The sequence below is a fragment of the Pleomorphochaeta naphthae genome (assembly GCF_055396005.1).
Genome location: NZ_AP042457.1, coordinates 755,905 through 770,948 on the forward strand (window position 1 = coordinate 755,905; position 15,044 = coordinate 770,948).

Here is a 15,044-nt window from a genome sequence, read left to right on the forward strand (position 1 = left end):
TTGACTAATAACAAAAGAAAAATAATAATTGTATATAAAGAAATAGGTGAAATGAATAATATTATTGATATAGAATATAATTTAGATGAATATGAAAAGAGAATTCCTCATAAATTTATTGAGGAAAGAGTTAACTTAATTTTAAGTTTGTTTGATAAAAGTTCTTGTGAGTTATCCATAACTTTCGTAAGTGATGAAGAAATCCAAGATTTAAATAAACAGTGGAGAAATAAAGATATACCAACCGATATTCTTTCTTTTGTTCAGGCTGATAATGTTGAAGAATTTGATTTTTGGCCATCAACAGATGAAGAAAATACTATCCTTGGTGATATAGTTATTTCGATTAAAGCGATAGAAAGAAATTGTGAAAATTTTAATGTTGCTTTTGATGAGGAAGTTGATCGATTGCTAATTCATGGAGTATTGCATTTGCTAGGCCATGATCATGCTACGAATGAAAAAACAGAACCAATGCTAGTTTTGCAAGAAAAAATATTATCTGAGATTAGGGAGAATTAAAGTGAGCTTTTTAAGCGATCTGTTTACAAAAAAGGATAAGACAACGGCAGAAGATACCCAAGAAGCTGAACGGGTAGAACGTGAGACTATGATTCAAGGAATAGGCGAACTTGACAAAATGACTGTTAGGGAAGTTATGGTTCCAAGGATTGATGTATCATTTGTTAGTAGCAAAATAAGTTTAGATGAATTTTATGAATTAGTAGCTACTGATGGTTATTCTAGATATCCAGTTTATGAAGATAATAATGACAATGTAATTGGCGTTTTATATACAAAAGATTTACTTAGAAAAGGCATAGAAGATAATTTCAATGTAAAAAATATAATGAGGCCGCCATTTTTTGTTCCTGATAGTAAACATCTTGATGATTTATTAAGAGAATTTAAATTAAAAAAAATTCACATAGCGGTTGCTGTTGACGAATACGGTGGGGTTTCCGGAATAGTATGTCTAGAAGATATTTTAGAAGTCATAGTAGGTGAAATCCAAGATGAGTTTGATGAAGAAGAAGAAGAAATTAAAAAAGTTGATGATAAACATTTCATAGTTGAAGCTAGAGCTAGTATAGAAGATATAAATAGAGAACTAAAGCTAAATCTTGAAGAAGAAGACTTTGAAACAATTGGTGGTTTAGTTTTAGAATATTTTGGAAGAATCCCAAAAAAAGGCGAAAGTGTAGAAATAGATAGTAATACCTTCACAGTTGAGCAAATAGAGGGGCATAAGATAGTAAATATTTCAATCTGTTTAAGTGATTAAAAGCTTTATAATTTTAAATTAATTAATAGTTTTAAACCCTTATTTTTTTTATTAGAAAAGTACCAATTATTATCGCAATTTAATGTGATTGTAAGAATATTAAATATTGGTATTATCAGGTTTTATATACTTTTTATTATAATAAATATTAATAATTGAAAAACAGTGTTGCGTTTTGTTGCAATTTGAGCTAAAAATGATATTTTTAGCTTTTTTTTTGGTAGTTTCGTTGACCATTTGCTTAGTAATTAGTATTATCTAAGCTATAAACTAACAATAAAATCTGGAGGATTTTCCATGAAGATTGCAATTAACGGTTTTGGTAGAATTGGACGTAATGTATTTAAAATTGCTTCCAAAAATCCAAGCATTGAAGTAGTCGGTATCAACGACTTAACAGATCCTAAAACTTTAGCACATTTACTAAAGTATGATTCAACTTATGGCGTATATGATCATGAAGTAAAAGCTGGTGAAGCATCAATTAGTGTTGATGGTAAAGAAATTCGTATTTACAAAGAACGTGATCCTAAAAATTTACCTTGGGGTGAATTAGGTGTAGACGTAGTAATTGAATCTACTGGTGTATTTAGAACTGCAACTGGCCCAAGAGGTGGTTATAAAGATCACATTGAAGCTGGTGCAAAAAAAGTTATTTTAACTGTTCCTGCAAAAGATGAAATAGATCAAACTATTGTATGTGGTGTTAATGATGATGAAATTGATTTATCAAACACAGCATTCTCAAACGCTTCTTGTACAACTAACTGTTTAGCTCCTTTAGCAAAAGTATTAAATGATGCTTTCGGAATTGAACAAGGTCTAATGACTACAATTCACTCTTATACAAATGACCAAGTAATGCTTGACCAACCACACCCAGACCTACGTCGTGCTAGAGCTGGTGCTGTTTCAATTATTCCTACCACAACTGGTGCAGCTAAAGCTGTAGCAAAAGTTATTCCTGAATTAAAAGGAAAATTAAACGGTTTAGCAATGCGTGTTCCAACTCCTACTGGTTCTTTAGTAGACTTAGTTGTTGAATTAAAGAAAGATGCTACTGTTGAAGAAGTTAATGCTGCTGTAAAAGCTGCTGCAGACGGTCCTTTAAAAGGCATCTTAGAATACACAGCTGATCCAATCGTATCACATGATATCGTTGCAAACAGCCATTCATCTATTTTTGATTCATTATTAACAATGAAAATGGGTGAAAAAATGTTCAAAGTAATGAGCTGGTATGATAATGAAATGGGTTATTCAACACGTGTTGTTGATTTAGCTCTAAAGATTGCTAAATAATCTAAATTTCCCTAACAAGGAGATGGCCTGCTCTGTTTATGCTAGGGCAGGCTTTATTTTTATAGGAGTATACTATGGTATTAAATACAATTAGAGATGCAAATTTTAATGACAAGAAAGTTGTTATTCGTGTTGATTTTAATGTTCCAATTAAAGATGGTGTTGTAACAGATGATACCCGTATTAATGCAGCATTACCTACAATTAATTATCTATTAGAACAAGGTGCTACACTTGTTGTTATGAGTCACAGAGGTCGCCCAAAAGGTGAAAAAAATCCTGAATTTTCAATGGCACCTATTGCAAAACGTTTTAGTGAATTATTAGGAAAAGAAGTTAAATTAGCTCCAGATGTAATTGGAAGTGAAGTTGAAGCTTTAGTTAATTCTTTAGAAAAAGGTGATGTTCTATTATTAGAAAATTGTCGTTTCTACAATGAAGAAACAGCTGATGATTTAGATTTTGCAAAAAAACTAGCTTCTTTTGGTGATGTATATGTAAACGACGCATTTGGAACAGCTCATAGAGCACACGCTTCAACTGAAGGTATCTCTCATTTCTTACCATCTTACGCTGGTTTCTTAATTGAAAAAGAAGTTAAATATATGGCTCCTTTATTAAGTAATCCTCAAAAACCTTTTGTAGCAATTATTGGGGGCTCAAAAGTTTCAAGTAAAATAACAGTATTAGAAAGCTTAGTAAAAACTTGTGATACCATTGTTATTGGTGGTGGTATGGCATATACCTTCCTAAAAGTTCAAGGCAAAGAAATTGGTAAGAGCTTATTAGAAGAAGATTATATTGATACAGCAAAAAGCTTCTTAGCTAAAGCAGAAGAAAAAGGCGTTAAAGTTATTCTTCCAGTAGATCATATTTGTGGTGCTACTTTTAGTGAAGATGCTGAACCTGTATTAGCAGAAGAGGGAATTAAAGGCGATTTAATTGGTATGGATATTGGTCCAAAAACTATTGATTTAATTGTTTCTGAAATTAAAACAGCAAAAAGTGTTGTTTGGAATGGCCCAATGGGTGTATTTGAATTTGATGCATTTAGCAAAGGTACATTAGAAGTAGCTAAAGCTCTAGCTGATTGTGATGCTGTTACAGTTGTAGGTGGTGGTGATAGTGTTGCTGCTATTAACAAATTTAATTTAGCTAGCAAAATCAGTCATGTATCTACAGGTGGTGGAGCTTCTTTAGAATTCTTAGAAGGTAAAACCCTCCCTGGCATAGTAGCTTTAGAAAAAAAGGAGAATTAAAAAATGAGAACACCTTATATAGCAGGTAACTGGAAAATGAATTTAACACCAAGTGAAGGTGTAAAATTAGCAAAAGAATTAGCTGAAGCAACAAAAGGTTGTACAGCTAAAGTTATGGTAGCCCCAAATTTTGTAACAATCCCTGGTGTTGCTGAAGTATTAAAAGATTCACATATTATTGTTGCAGCCCAAAACATGAATGATAACCTAAGTGGTGCCTTTACAGGTGAAGTTTCACCTCTAATGTTAAAAGATTTAGGTGTTACAAATGTAATTTTAGGTCATAGTGAAAGAAGAGCAATTTATGGTGAAACTAATGAATTGATTAATAAAAAAGTTCTTTTAGCTTTATCAGAAGGAATGGATGTTGATCTATGTATTGGTGAAACATTAGAAGAAAGAGAAGCTGGTAAACTTGAAGAAGTATTAACAACTCAGGTAACAGAAGGGCTTAAAGGTGTTTCAAAAGATATGATGAAACACATTACTTTAGCATATGAACCAGTATGGGCTATTGGTACTGGTAAAACTGCAACTCCTGAAGATGCTGATAGTGCACACGCTTTTGTTAGAAGTATAATTGAAAAACTTTTTGATAAAACTGTTGCAGAAGAGACAATTATACAGTATGGTGGTTCAGTAAAGGCAGCAAATGTTAAAGAATTAATGGCTAAAGAGAACATTGATGGAGCTTTAGTAGGTGGCGCTTCATTATCTTTAGAAAAATTCTTACCAATTGTTTGCTTTGACAAGTAATATTTCGGAGTAAAAATAGTATGGGTGTTTTAAATGTTATTCTGATGGTACTTTTTATCATCGTGAGTTTATTATTAGTATTTATCGTAGCAATTCAAGATGAACAAAGTGATGGTCTTGGTGGAGTTTTTGGTTCCGCAGCTCAAAGTTCTTTCGGTTCCCACACAAGCCGTGTAGTAACTAAGGTTTCTGCTATTCTTGGTGCAGCTTTCATGATTTTAGCTTTATGTATTGCACTTGTAAACAGAGCTCCATCTGATGACAAGCTATTGGATTCAGTTGGATCAGATCAAGTACAACAATCAGAAGTTTGGTGGACAGATGCTCCTGCTAATTAATACGTTACATATCTAATATCGATAACCGATCGCCACCTAAGCGATCGGTTTCTACATAAAAGTGAGGAATTATTTTATGAAAGTTTGTGTTTTATATGCAGCAAAATCTAACAACAATTCTAATATCAAAAAAATTGCTTCAGCCCTAGCAAAAGGTGTTGAACAACAAAATCATTTAGTTGATATTATAGATATGAAACTTGATGAAGGTAAAGTTGTTTCTTATTATGACTACATAATAGTAGGTGCTGAGGGAACTACTTCCTTCGGAGGACAGATTCCAACAATTGTTAGAAGCTTTTTAGAAAAAAGTGGATCGATATCAGGGAAAAGATGTATGGCCTTTGTTTGTAAACCTGGTTTAAGAGGTAACAAAACGTTACAAACTCTTATGAAACTTATGGAAGAACAAGGGATGTACTTAAAGACCAGTGATATTATAAAAAATGAGCAGCAAGCTGTAGCAATTGGTAAGAGAATACATATTAAATAAAAAATTAGGAGTTCCTTTTCTATGCAAACAAAAAGAATAGTTGCTTTATTATTAAGCATGATAGTTGGTGTGTCTTGTGTTTTTGCTGCGGTTCCTACCGGAAAACCAGCTGCAATCGTTAGATTTAATGGTCAAACATTACCTATTACAGAAACTGATTTAACAAATCAGGTTAATAAAGTAGTTGCCTTGTATAAAGCACAAGGGCAAACTGTTGATGCTGCTTCAATTAAGCTACAAGTACTTGATTCATTGATTGATAATTTATTATTAGAAGCAGGTGCGGAACGTGATGGTGTAGTAATAACTGATGCTCAAGTTAATCAATTAGTTTTACAACAAAAATACTTAGTTGAGCAACAAGCTGGAAGATCAATTACAGAAGATGAATTCCAACAAATAATTGAACAACAAGTAGGCTCATTAGAAGATTATAAGCAATATTTAAAAGATCAAGCTTTAATTAATCAATATTTAATGTTAAAGAAGGGAAGTAGCTTAACACCTGATAAAGCCATTCCAACAGACAGTGAAGTAGAGAGCTATTTTAGAGCAAATAGGGCTAGTTTAGTTAATCCTGAAGTTGTAAATCTCGCACAAATTTTCGTTCCATTTAAAGACAATACAACAAATAATAAAAATGAAAAATTACTTAGAAGTGTTGCCTCTGATATACAATCGCATAAGATTACTTGGGAAGCAGCAGTAAAAAAATATAATCAAGATTCCTCAAATACTACATCAGATGGAGATATTGGCTGGTTAACACGAGATGATCCACAAAATATAAAATCAGTATTAGGAGAAGAATATTTTAATACAGCATTTGATTTAGATATTGGAAAGACTTCTGATTTAATTGTTTCAGAGCAAGGTTATCATATCATTAAGGTTAAAGATCATATAGATACTAAATTGTTAACATTAGATGATCCAATCAGTCCTGCTGATAAAACAACAGTTAGAGAATATATTACCAATTTATTGTCTACTCAAAAAACACAGGCTTTAGCTTCTAATGCCTTAATTGAGTTATCGAAAGATTTAAGAAAAGAAGCAACTATAACTTATTTAACTAAATAAGAGTAGATTTATAGTGATAAAAATCTCTGGCAATGCTAGAGATTTTTTTATATTTTATACCTTTTTATGGATTGTAAGACTTACTAACATTTGTTACTATAAATACAATATAGATATTAGATTTTTAGAAGTAAGGAATTTTAATGAAAACAAGACACAGAGCTCGTGAATTAGTATTACAAGCGTTGTATGAAATGGATATTAGAAATCAGTTGTCACTAGATAATTATAAAAGTGACTATTACCCCTGTTTAACTCAAGAAGAGTTTGATGCTCTTGAAGATGAAGTTAAAATTTATGCTGCTCTATTATTGCGTGGCACACTCTCACAGTTAGATGAGATAGATACCTATATTTCTGAATTTTCTTATAACAGACCTTTAAATAAGATTGATGTTGTAGATAGAAACATTTTACGTTTAAGTATATTTAGTTTACTTCAAAATGAAGTACATCCTCATATTATTATTGATGAAGCTGTTAAATTATCACAAGATTTTTCAACCGAGGTCAATTATAAATTTATTAATGGTATTCTGGATGCATTTCAAAAGAAGTTGAATTTGGAGGAAAAATTCAATTGATAACCATTAAAAGTGAAAAGCAAATTGACGGAATTAGGAAAAGTTGTCATGAATTGGCAAAACTTTTGGACATTCTAGAGGGTGGATTTATTAAAGAGGGCATGAGCACCAAAGAAATTGATGATTTTTGCTATAATTATATAATAAACCTTGGTGGTAAACCAGCCTTTTTGGGATATGGTGGATTTCCAGCTTCTGCTTGTATTAGTGTAAATGAAGTTGTAATTCATGGTATACCTTCATCTAAACATATAGTCAAAAATGGAGATTTAGTATCTGTTGATCTTGGAATAGATTTAGATGGATATATTTCAGACAGTGCTAGAACAATTATAGTTGGTGGTAAAAGTACTGAAGAGAATGAAAAATTATGTCAAGTCACAAGAGAATGTTTAGATTTAGGAATAAAAGCTGCTGCTAAGAAAAATGCAAGAATTAGTGATATAGGAAGGGCTGTATATAATCATGCAACAAAGAATGGTTTTGGGGTAGTTAAAGATTATTGTGGACATGGTGTTGGCCTTGAATTACATGAGTCCCCTGAAATCCCTAATTATGTATCACATATATCACCTAATCCAAGATTAAGAGCTGGTATGGTGATTGCTATTGAACCTATGATTAATATGGGTACTGGTAAAATTAATGATAATTTTGAAGATGGTTGGACTGTAAAAACAGCAGATAATAGACCGTCTGCCCATTTTGAACATACTGTTGCAATAACTAAAGATGGTGTTGAAATATTAACTAAAGTATAGAGGAAATAGATGAGTAAAGAATTTGTTAAAACAGATGATATAAGAGATGCTGCATTAAAATTAGTACATAAAATGTATACAGAAGATGGATTTGTTCCTGACATTATTTACGCTTCTCTTAGAGGTGGAGCCTATATGGCTAATGTTATGAGCGAATATTATAAGATGGTTAGATTAAAAAATAATCAACGTCCCGTATTTTATGCAGCGGTTGTAGCAAGATCTTATGGATATTTGAGAACTCAGTCAAAAGTTATTGTAGACGGTTGGACTTATTCACCAGATTATCTTAGAACAGGTGATAAAATATTAATTGTTGATGACATTTTTGATACAGGAAAAACAGTAAATGCTTTGGCAAAAGTTGTTATGGGTAAAGGTATTCCACGCGAAGATGTTAAGATAGCTGTTTTCGATTACAAAGTTTTTGAAAATCCTGATAAAGAGCCTTTAGAAATTCAGCCAGATTATTATTGCAGAAAGCATATAATTAGAAAACCTGAGGACGAAGTTTGGATACATTATAATTGTCATGAATTTATTGGTTTAAGTAGTGAAGAAATTGACTCTCAATTTGAAGATGAAGAAGTTAAGGCAATCTTACACGAAGTTCGAGGTGATAAAGTTTAAGTATCAAACTTATATAAAAAAAAGGATTAAATCGTTAATATTGATTTAATCCTTTTTTATGCTTTTTAGTAAATTTTAGATATTTGTAAACACACTCTCAATTTCTGAGTTATCATCATCATCATCTAAAAGAGTATTTAAATTGGTGATAGATACATCATAGTATCCGTTTTCAACAGTTACTACATAGTATCCATTATTTGAATCTTGGTTGATGAAGGTCCCTACAATATCAGAAGAGTAAATTAATTCATTGGCAAAGCCTTCAGTTAATTCCTCAAATTCAGCAGTAACACTACTGATATATATTTTATATGCTAAAACATTATTTGAATCATCAAAAGTTACTAGGTATAAAACATTATTATCAGTATCTTCAAATGTTAAGGTTTGAGCTTCTACATCAAAATCATAATCGTCATCATCTAAATTTTCTATATCAAGTTCTGCCCCATCACTTGTAGAATAAAGTAACCCATCATCAAGGACAAAGTAGTAATCATTAGTATCTTTAATAGCTGCAACTATTTTTTTGTTATCAGAAATTTCAATATAATCAGAATCAGTACTATAAGTTGTATCCGGTAATAGATAAGAATAAGTGAATTCATCATCATCATCACTATCTTCATCAACAGTTTGTATAATAATTTCATCCCCAACAACAATTGTATCAGAGAGATAAAGAGAAGAAGATCCTATGGTTCTATTTAAAAGTGAAGAAGAAAGTGAATCATCAATCTCTGAAATTTCTATGGAATAATACTTAGTATCATCTTTATATAAAAGATATCCATTTGAAGTTAACTCTATTATAGAGTATTCAGTATTAGTAATATCTATTGGGGTAGCATTGGTTGAATTTTCTGGATCTTCAATATAAGCTAAAGTCTTAGTAGTTGTTTCTTCTTCTTCATCATATAGAGAATAAATAAAATAAAGCCTATTTGGATCAGGAGTTTCATCATAATAGATGTACTGAATATTATTATAAATATTATCTTCAATGCTTGTATCTAATAAAACTGTTTTAGTTTCGGTTGAAGTCTCGAGTTTATAAATTCCATAATCTTCAACAGTATAGAAATAAGTATTATTACTATCTGCTGTAACCGCACGAATATTGTAATCTTCAACATATTCAGAATTTACAATATTAGATAAGATACCACTAGATGCATCATTATCACATGAAACTAATGATAAAATCATTAATAATAGAATTGGTAATAATTTAAAATATTTTTTCATAATTAATTCCTAAATGTTAGAGATATTGTAATAGGTGAATAAGCTATTATACCATTGTCATCAGTTAAATCACTATTGTAATTTATATTTGGAGCGGCATAGATTCCTGTAGTAAGGCCAACTCCCCAGTTTTCATTAAAGAAATAACTAACATTAGTTTTTAATGAAGTGAAGAGAGAAGCTAAAGTTTGGTCATCCCAAGAGTTAAAAGAAACTCCTAAGCCACCAGAAAAAGATAGATCCCAAATTCCATTTTGAATAGGGGTGTATGTATATAAAGCTGTTATAGGAACATTTGAATAAATAACATCTCCATTATCATAGTGAAAATCATAACCTACTTCTACGCCAAGGCTTTCTTTTTCACTAATGAAAAAATCAAAATTAACAGCTCCATAACCACCAACTTTTAATACATCTAATCCGTTATAAAATCCACTATCATGAGAAGTTCCTGATGAATTAAAGAAATAAATAAAATCAGGAATACTCGGACCTACATTAAAAGTAACTTTTTGGTCTCCAGTTTGATAAAAAGTTGTGGATGCAAAAATACTACTAATTGAAAAAAGAGAAATGACTATAGTACTAATCAATAGTTTACGTTTCATAAATACCTCAAAATTTTTAAGTTTCATCTATTATATCAAATATACAATAATAATGTTACATATATTGTAAAATCAATATTAAAACTCATATATAGTTAATCATTTATATTAATATTAAGCAAGGAGAAAAAAGGGGACTTATTGTGTATTATTTTTGTGTTTTTTTTAAGTCCTTTTGTTTTATAAAATATATATTTATGTTATAAAACCAATTAAGAGGTAAATAATGATAGTTTTAAGTGGAAAAGAAGTTGCAAATAGTAAATTAGATGAATTGAAAATTAAAACACAATCTTTTTATGAAAAGTATAATCGAAAACCTACTTTAGCAGTAATTTTAGTTGGAGATGATCCAGCAAGCCAAACATACGTAGCAAGTAAGAAAAGGGCATGTGAAAGATTAGGTTATGGGCATAAAGATTTTCTTTTAGATGAAACTGTCACCCAAGAAGAATTAAATTCTTTAATTGATTCTTTAAATAATGATAAAAGTGTCGATGGAATTTTGGTTCAAATGCCTCTTCCAAAACATTTAAATGAGCAAGAAGTAATAGAGAGAATTAGAAGTGATAAAGATGTTGATGGTTTTCATCCAAATAATGTTGGAAAACTTCTAATTGGTTTAGATTGCTTTGTAAGCTGTACTCCTAAAGGAATTATGGCTATATTAGATTATTATAATATAGAGACATCATCTAAGAATGTTGTAATTATTGGAAGAAGTAATATCGTTGGAAAGCCAATGGCATCATTGTTAATTCAACGAGGCCGAGATGCTACTGTTACCATAGCACATAGTAAAACTAAAAATCTTAAAGAATTAACAAGACAAGCAGATATATTAATCGCTGCAATAGGAAGACCTTGTTTTGTAACAGCTGATATGGTTAAAGAAGACAGTATTGTAATTGATGTTGGAATAAATAGAGTTGAAGATAGCTCAAGAAAACGCGGCTATAGAGTTGTCGGAGATGTTGATTATAAAAATGTAAGTGAAAAAGTAAAAGCAATTACACCTGTTCCAGGTGGTGTAGGTTTAATGACTATTGCTATGCTAATGGAAAATACAATACAAAGTGCAATAATGCATGAAGAGAAGGATAATTAATGAGTAAATATATTCGACCAGATAAAGTAGAAACCTATTGGTTTGAAACATATGGTTGTCAGATGAATATTGCAGAAAGCAATGCCTTAAAGACAATGCTTGAAGGTGTAGGCGTTAAGGAAGCTATAGATGAAGAGAATGCTGACATTGTAATAATTAATACATGCTCAGTTAGAAAAAGTGCAGAAAATAGAGTTTGGGGACGTTTAGGTAATTATTCAAGGATAAAAAAAGAACATCCTATGATCTTAATAGTTATAGGTTGTATGGCTCAAAGACTTTTAAATGAACTAAAAGATGAAGCTCCTTGGGTAGATTATGTTTTAGGAACTAATGATAAACAAAAAGTAGTTGAAATAGCTACAGGGCTCGATCATGTAGATAGAGATGAAGATTATTCCTTTTTACAAAGTTATTATAAAGAAGGAGATTATTCAACTTTTGTTCCAATAATGAATGGTTGTAATAATTTCTGTACATATTGTATTGTCCCTTATGTTAGAGGCCGAGAAGTATCTAGAAGTTTAGATTCAATAATAGAAGAAGTCAAATTTTTAGATTCTAAAAATGTAAGAGAAATAACCTTATTAGGGCAGAATGTAAATAGTTATAATTATGTAGACAAGAATAATAATAAAATAACATTTCCTATTTTATTAGAAAAAGTTTGTGAAGTTACAAATAATATACAATGGGTTAGATTTGAATCACCACATCCAAAAGATTTCAGTGATGAACTAATTCAAGTTATTAAAAAAGAAGAAAAAGTAGCAAAACATTTACATATTCCTCTTCAAAGCGGTAATTCAAGAATACTTAAAAAAATGAATAGACGATATGATAGAGAGAAATATTTAAATCTCATTGCTAAAATTCGTAAAGAAATACCAGAAGTAAGCTTTGCAACTGATGTTATGGTAGGCTTTCCTGGAGAAACAGAAGAAGAGTGTTTAGACACTCTTTCAGTAATGGAAATATTGAGATGTAATGAAGCATATATGTATTTCTGGAATCCAAGAGAAGGAACACCCGCAACTAAAATGGAAGGGCAACTTTCAAATGAGATTAAACACAAAAGATTACAAATGATTATTGATAGGCAACAAGAAATTTTTAGTGAAGAAAAAGCTAAATATGCAAAAGGTATCCATAAAGTATTAGTTACTAAAGAGTCTAGAAATGATAAAAAACAGCTGTTAGCACGGGATGAACATAACCAGATGGTTGCTTTTAATCCACTTTGTGAATTAAAGCCCGGTGATTTAGCAAAAGTTGAATACTTAAGTGTAAATGGAAACACAATAGTTGGAAAACAAGTGTAATTTTCTTTTAACAAAAGAGAAAAAAAGTATTATAATATAATTTATGAATGATATTGATAAATTAATTGAATTAATAAAAACGAGTTCCCAGACAACCGTATTAACCGGAGCTGGGATCTCAACATTAAGTGGCATTAAGGATTTTCGATCTTCTAATGGAATGTATTCAAAGAAATTCAAACATTTAAATGTAGAAGAGATTTTAAACTACAATTTCTTTTTCTCTCACCCGGAAATATTTTATTCCTGGGCTAAAGATAATTGGTATGATATGGAAGAATATCAACCAAATATTGTCCATAAGACTTTAACAAAGTTACAAAATTTAAATTTGGTTAAAGACATCTTTACTCAAAATATTGATATGTTACATTCAAAAGCAAAGAGCAAAAATGTTTATGAAGTTCATGGCAGTATTAGAGACCATTATTGTACAAAATGTAAGAAGATTTTCCATTATGATGACATAGCTCCAATAGTTAAGAGAGGAGATATACCAAAATGTGATTCATGTGGTGGACTAATTAAACCAAACATAGTCTTTTATGGAGAGAATTTAGATTATTCTATTTTAGAGAGAGCAAGTAAATCATTTTCAGATAGTTCTCTATCAATGGTTTTAGGCTCATCTCTGATAGTGCAACCTGCAGCTTCATTTATAATGTACACAATTAACCATGGTGGAAAAACAGTAATTGTTAATAAAGATCCAACCCCTTTTGATAAATATGTAACACTTAAATTTGATGATTTACAAACAGTTTTTGAAAAAATAAATGAAAGCTTTTAACATTAATATTTTAAAAGACTAGAAAGACCTTCCATGCATATTTTGTTTAAGAAATATTAAATATGTTTTCTTTTCAGCTAAAATTTTATAACCTACAATGTAAATAGATTAGATACCTTGGAGGTTATATGAAAAAAATTCTATTAACAATTTTAGCTATTTTTATGATAGTCCCATCTTTTGTTTTTGCACAAGGTGAAAAAGAAAGTGAAAATATCACTATCGAATTTTGGACACATGAAGATTCTAACAGACAAAAATTGGAAGACAGATACATTGCTGAATTTATGGAAACACATCCAAATGTAACAGTTAATGTAACTCGACAATCATCAACAAAAATGATTGAATTAGTTCAAACAGCATTTGCTGCAGGGCAAGGACCAACTATTTTTAATTTATCAATTAATGATGAATATCCTTTTATGGCTGCAGACTTAGTAGCTCCTGTCGATTGGGAAGCAGCAGGTTATAATAGCAAAGAAGAATTAATTGATGCTTATGTAGATGGTATGTTAGATCCTGTAACCATTGATGGTGATGTATATGGTTTACCATTAGAATTGACAAACTGGTCTTTATTTATTAATAAAAATGTATTTAAAGATGCAGGATTAGATCCTGAAAAAGACTACCCAAAAACTTGGGAAGAAATGGTTGAAGTTTCTAAAAAATTAGTTATTAAAAATGGCGATATCTTAACAAGAAGAGGTTTTGACTTTAGATATCCATATTATTTGGAATCAATGGTTCCTATGGTTGAACAATTAGGTGGTTCTCTATTCAGCGAAGATGGCAAAGAAGCAATAATCGGTGAAGATGCATGGGTAAAATGGTTAACATATATGCAAAATTGGGGTCCAAATGGTGAAAACTTAGGTTCTCCTACTTATAAAAATGCAAGAAAACTTTTCAATGCTGATAACAACGACATTGCAATGGCAATGACTGGCTTATATCAAGAAGCTAGAATTAAAGCTGATAACCCTGATTTCTATGACAGTGGTGAATGGATGGTAGTACCTTTCCCAACATTTGAAAATGCTGTTAAAGATGTAGCTGCATGTTATTATGGACATTACTACATGGTTAATAATGAAGAAGATGCTGCAACTCAAAAAGCTGCTTGGGAATTAATTGGTTACATGCTCTCTCATGGTGAAGAATATTTATCAAATGTTAATATTATCCAACCAACTAAAGCTTTGATGAATAGTGAAACTTATCATAATATGCCTTACAGTGATGTATTTACTAAAGATTTTGAAAGAGGACACATTGTTTATTTCGGTGCTAGCTCTACTGAAATTCAAAATTTATTAAGAAATGCTGTTGAGAGTGTAATGCAACAAAATGTTGATCCAGCTCAAGCTTACAGACAATTAAAGAACTCTGTTCAAGAACTTATTGATGAAGAATAATTAATCATTTATATCGGGAGTGGATAGCCACTCCCATATAAATATTTGTT

At 30.7% G+C, this 15,044-nt stretch carries 17 protein-coding genes; 15 read left to right on the forward strand and 2 right to left on the reverse strand.

Annotation, left to right across the window (positions count from 1 at the left end):
- The 11 genes from ybeY to ACZ5SO_RS03560 all read left to right on the forward strand — a co-directional run bounded on the left by ybeY (nt 1) and on the right by ACZ5SO_RS03560 (nt 8,491).
- Entirely contained in the window at nt 1-522 is a 522-nt protein-coding gene (gene ybeY / locus ACZ5SO_RS03510; protein ID WP_464626817.1) for an rRNA maturation RNase YbeY, read from the forward strand.
- Nucleotide 523: 1 nt separating this feature from the next.
- Nucleotides 524-1,285: a hemolysin family protein gene (locus ACZ5SO_RS03515; protein ID WP_464626819.1), complete on the forward strand. Its 762-nt coding sequence runs from the start codon at nt 524-526 to the stop codon at nt 1,283-1,285.
- Nucleotides 1,286-1,582: 297 nt separating this feature from the next.
- Nucleotides 1,583-2,587, forward strand: a complete 1,005-nt coding sequence (gap, locus tag ACZ5SO_RS03520; RefSeq protein WP_464626820.1) for a type I glyceraldehyde-3-phosphate dehydrogenase — start codon at nt 1,583-1,585, stop codon at nt 2,585-2,587.
- Nucleotides 2,588-2,661: 74 nt separating this feature from the next.
- Entirely contained in the window at nt 2,662-3,846 is a 1,185-nt protein-coding gene (locus ACZ5SO_RS03525; RefSeq protein ID WP_464626821.1) for a phosphoglycerate kinase, read from the forward strand.
- A gap of 3 nt (nt 3,847-3,849) precedes the next feature.
- Nucleotides 3,850-4,602: a triose-phosphate isomerase gene (tpiA, locus tag ACZ5SO_RS03530; protein WP_464626823.1), complete on the forward strand. Its 753-nt coding sequence runs from the start codon at nt 3,850-3,852 to the stop codon at nt 4,600-4,602.
- Between the two features lie 20 nt (nt 4,603-4,622).
- Complete coding sequence (gene secG, locus ACZ5SO_RS03535) at nt 4,623-4,940, forward strand: preprotein translocase subunit SecG (RefSeq protein WP_464626825.1); 318 nt, start codon at nt 4,623-4,625, stop codon at nt 4,938-4,940.
- 76 nt (nt 4,941-5,016) lie between these two features.
- On the forward strand, nt 5,017-5,433 hold the full coding sequence (locus tag ACZ5SO_RS03540) for a flavodoxin family protein (protein WP_464626826.1): 417 nt from the start codon (nt 5,017-5,019) through the stop codon (nt 5,431-5,433).
- 21 nt (nt 5,434-5,454) lie between these two features.
- The gene (locus tag ACZ5SO_RS03545) at nt 5,455-6,516 is read left to right on the forward strand and encodes a peptidylprolyl isomerase (RefSeq protein ID WP_464626828.1); all 1,062 of its coding nucleotides are present in this window, start codon (nt 5,455-5,457) and stop codon (nt 6,514-6,516) included.
- A gap of 143 nt (nt 6,517-6,659) precedes the next feature.
- Nucleotides 6,660-7,100, forward strand: coding sequence for a transcription antitermination factor NusB (nusB, locus tag ACZ5SO_RS03550; protein WP_464626831.1), 441 nt, complete (start codon nt 6,660-6,662; stop codon nt 7,098-7,100).
- Nucleotides 7,097-7,861, forward strand: coding sequence for a type I methionyl aminopeptidase (map, locus tag ACZ5SO_RS03555; RefSeq protein WP_464626833.1), 765 nt, complete (start codon nt 7,097-7,099; stop codon nt 7,859-7,861). Before nusB ends, map begins: the two co-directional genes overlap by 4 nt.
- Nucleotides 7,862-7,870: 9 nt before the next feature.
- Entirely contained in the window at nt 7,871-8,491 is a 621-nt protein-coding gene (locus ACZ5SO_RS03560; RefSeq protein WP_464626835.1) for a phosphoribosyltransferase, read from the forward strand.
- A gap of 75 nt (nt 8,492-8,566) precedes the next feature.
- Here the strand turns inward: ACZ5SO_RS03560 and ACZ5SO_RS03565 are convergent, their stop codons facing one another.
- Together ACZ5SO_RS03565 and ACZ5SO_RS03570 are read right to left on the reverse strand one after the other, a co-directional pair.
- Entirely contained in the window at nt 8,567-9,742 is a 1,176-nt protein-coding gene (locus ACZ5SO_RS03565) for a hypothetical protein (protein WP_464626837.1), read from the reverse strand.
- Between the two features lie 2 nt (nt 9,743-9,744).
- Nucleotides 9,745-10,353, reverse strand: a complete 609-nt coding sequence (locus ACZ5SO_RS03570) for a hypothetical protein (RefSeq protein WP_464626839.1) — start codon at nt 10,351-10,353, stop codon at nt 9,745-9,747.
- 226 nt (nt 10,354-10,579) lie between these two features.
- Here ACZ5SO_RS03570 and folD point away from each other — a divergent pair, with 226 nt between their 5' ends.
- The 4 genes from folD to ACZ5SO_RS03590 all read left to right on the forward strand — a co-directional run bounded on the left by folD (nt 10,580) and on the right by ACZ5SO_RS03590 (nt 14,994).
- A complete protein-coding gene (gene folD, locus ACZ5SO_RS03575; RefSeq protein ID WP_464626841.1) occupies nt 10,580-11,461 on the forward strand; it encodes a bifunctional methylenetetrahydrofolate dehydrogenase/methenyltetrahydrofolate cyclohydrolase FolD in 882 nt (293 codons plus the stop codon).
- A complete protein-coding gene (miaB, locus tag ACZ5SO_RS03580) occupies nt 11,461-12,783 on the forward strand; it encodes a tRNA (N6-isopentenyl adenosine(37)-C2)-methylthiotransferase MiaB (RefSeq protein WP_464626843.1) in 1,323 nt (440 codons plus the stop codon). Before folD ends, miaB begins: the two co-directional genes overlap by 1 nt.
- 43 nt (nt 12,784-12,826) lie before the next feature.
- Nucleotides 12,827-13,573, forward strand: coding sequence for an NAD-dependent protein deacylase (locus tag ACZ5SO_RS03585; protein WP_464626845.1), 747 nt, complete (start codon nt 12,827-12,829; stop codon nt 13,571-13,573).
- A 128-nt stretch (nt 13,574-13,701) separates the two neighbouring features.
- On the forward strand, nt 13,702-14,994 hold the full coding sequence (locus ACZ5SO_RS03590; RefSeq protein WP_464626846.1) for an extracellular solute-binding protein: 1,293 nt from the start codon (nt 13,702-13,704) through the stop codon (nt 14,992-14,994).
- The last annotated feature ends 50 nt before the right edge of the window (nt 14,995-15,044 follow it).

Excerpts from the sequence above, each read along its gene's own strand:
- gap (WP_464626820.1), top strand. The coding sequence starts at position 1,583 with ATGAAGATTGCAATTAACGGTTTTGGTAGAATTGGACGTAATGTATTT.
- ACZ5SO_RS03570 (WP_464626839.1), bottom strand. The coding sequence starts at position 10,353 with ATGAAACGTAAACTATTGATTAGTACTATAGTCATTTCTCTTTTTTCA.
- ACZ5SO_RS03545 (WP_464626828.1), top strand. The coding sequence starts at position 5,455 with ATGCAAACAAAAAGAATAGTTGCTTTATTATTAAGCATGATAGTTGGT.
- tpiA (WP_464626823.1), top strand. The coding sequence starts at position 3,850 with ATGAGAACACCTTATATAGCAGGTAACTGGAAAATGAATTTAACACCA.
- ACZ5SO_RS03565 (WP_464626837.1), bottom strand. The coding sequence starts at position 9,742 with ATGAAAAAATATTTTAAATTATTACCAATTCTATTATTAATGATTTTA.
- ACZ5SO_RS03585 (WP_464626845.1), top strand. The coding sequence starts at position 12,827 with ATGAATGATATTGATAAATTAATTGAATTAATAAAAACGAGTTCCCAG.
- miaB (WP_464626843.1), top strand. The coding sequence starts at position 11,461 with ATGAGTAAATATATTCGACCAGATAAAGTAGAAACCTATTGGTTTGAA.
- secG (WP_464626825.1), top strand. The coding sequence starts at position 4,623 with ATGGGTGTTTTAAATGTTATTCTGATGGTACTTTTTATCATCGTGAGT.
- nusB (WP_464626831.1), top strand. The coding sequence starts at position 6,660 with ATGAAAACAAGACACAGAGCTCGTGAATTAGTATTACAAGCGTTGTAT.
- ACZ5SO_RS03560 (WP_464626835.1), top strand. The coding sequence starts at position 7,871 with ATGAGTAAAGAATTTGTTAAAACAGATGATATAAGAGATGCTGCATTA.
- ACZ5SO_RS03540 (WP_464626826.1), top strand. The coding sequence starts at position 5,017 with ATGAAAGTTTGTGTTTTATATGCAGCAAAATCTAACAACAATTCTAAT.
- ACZ5SO_RS03590 (WP_464626846.1), top strand. The coding sequence starts at position 13,702 with ATGAAAAAAATTCTATTAACAATTTTAGCTATTTTTATGATAGTCCCA.
- folD (WP_464626841.1), top strand. The coding sequence starts at position 10,580 with ATGATAGTTTTAAGTGGAAAAGAAGTTGCAAATAGTAAATTAGATGAA.
- ACZ5SO_RS03525 (WP_464626821.1), top strand. The coding sequence starts at position 2,662 with ATGGTATTAAATACAATTAGAGATGCAAATTTTAATGACAAGAAAGTT.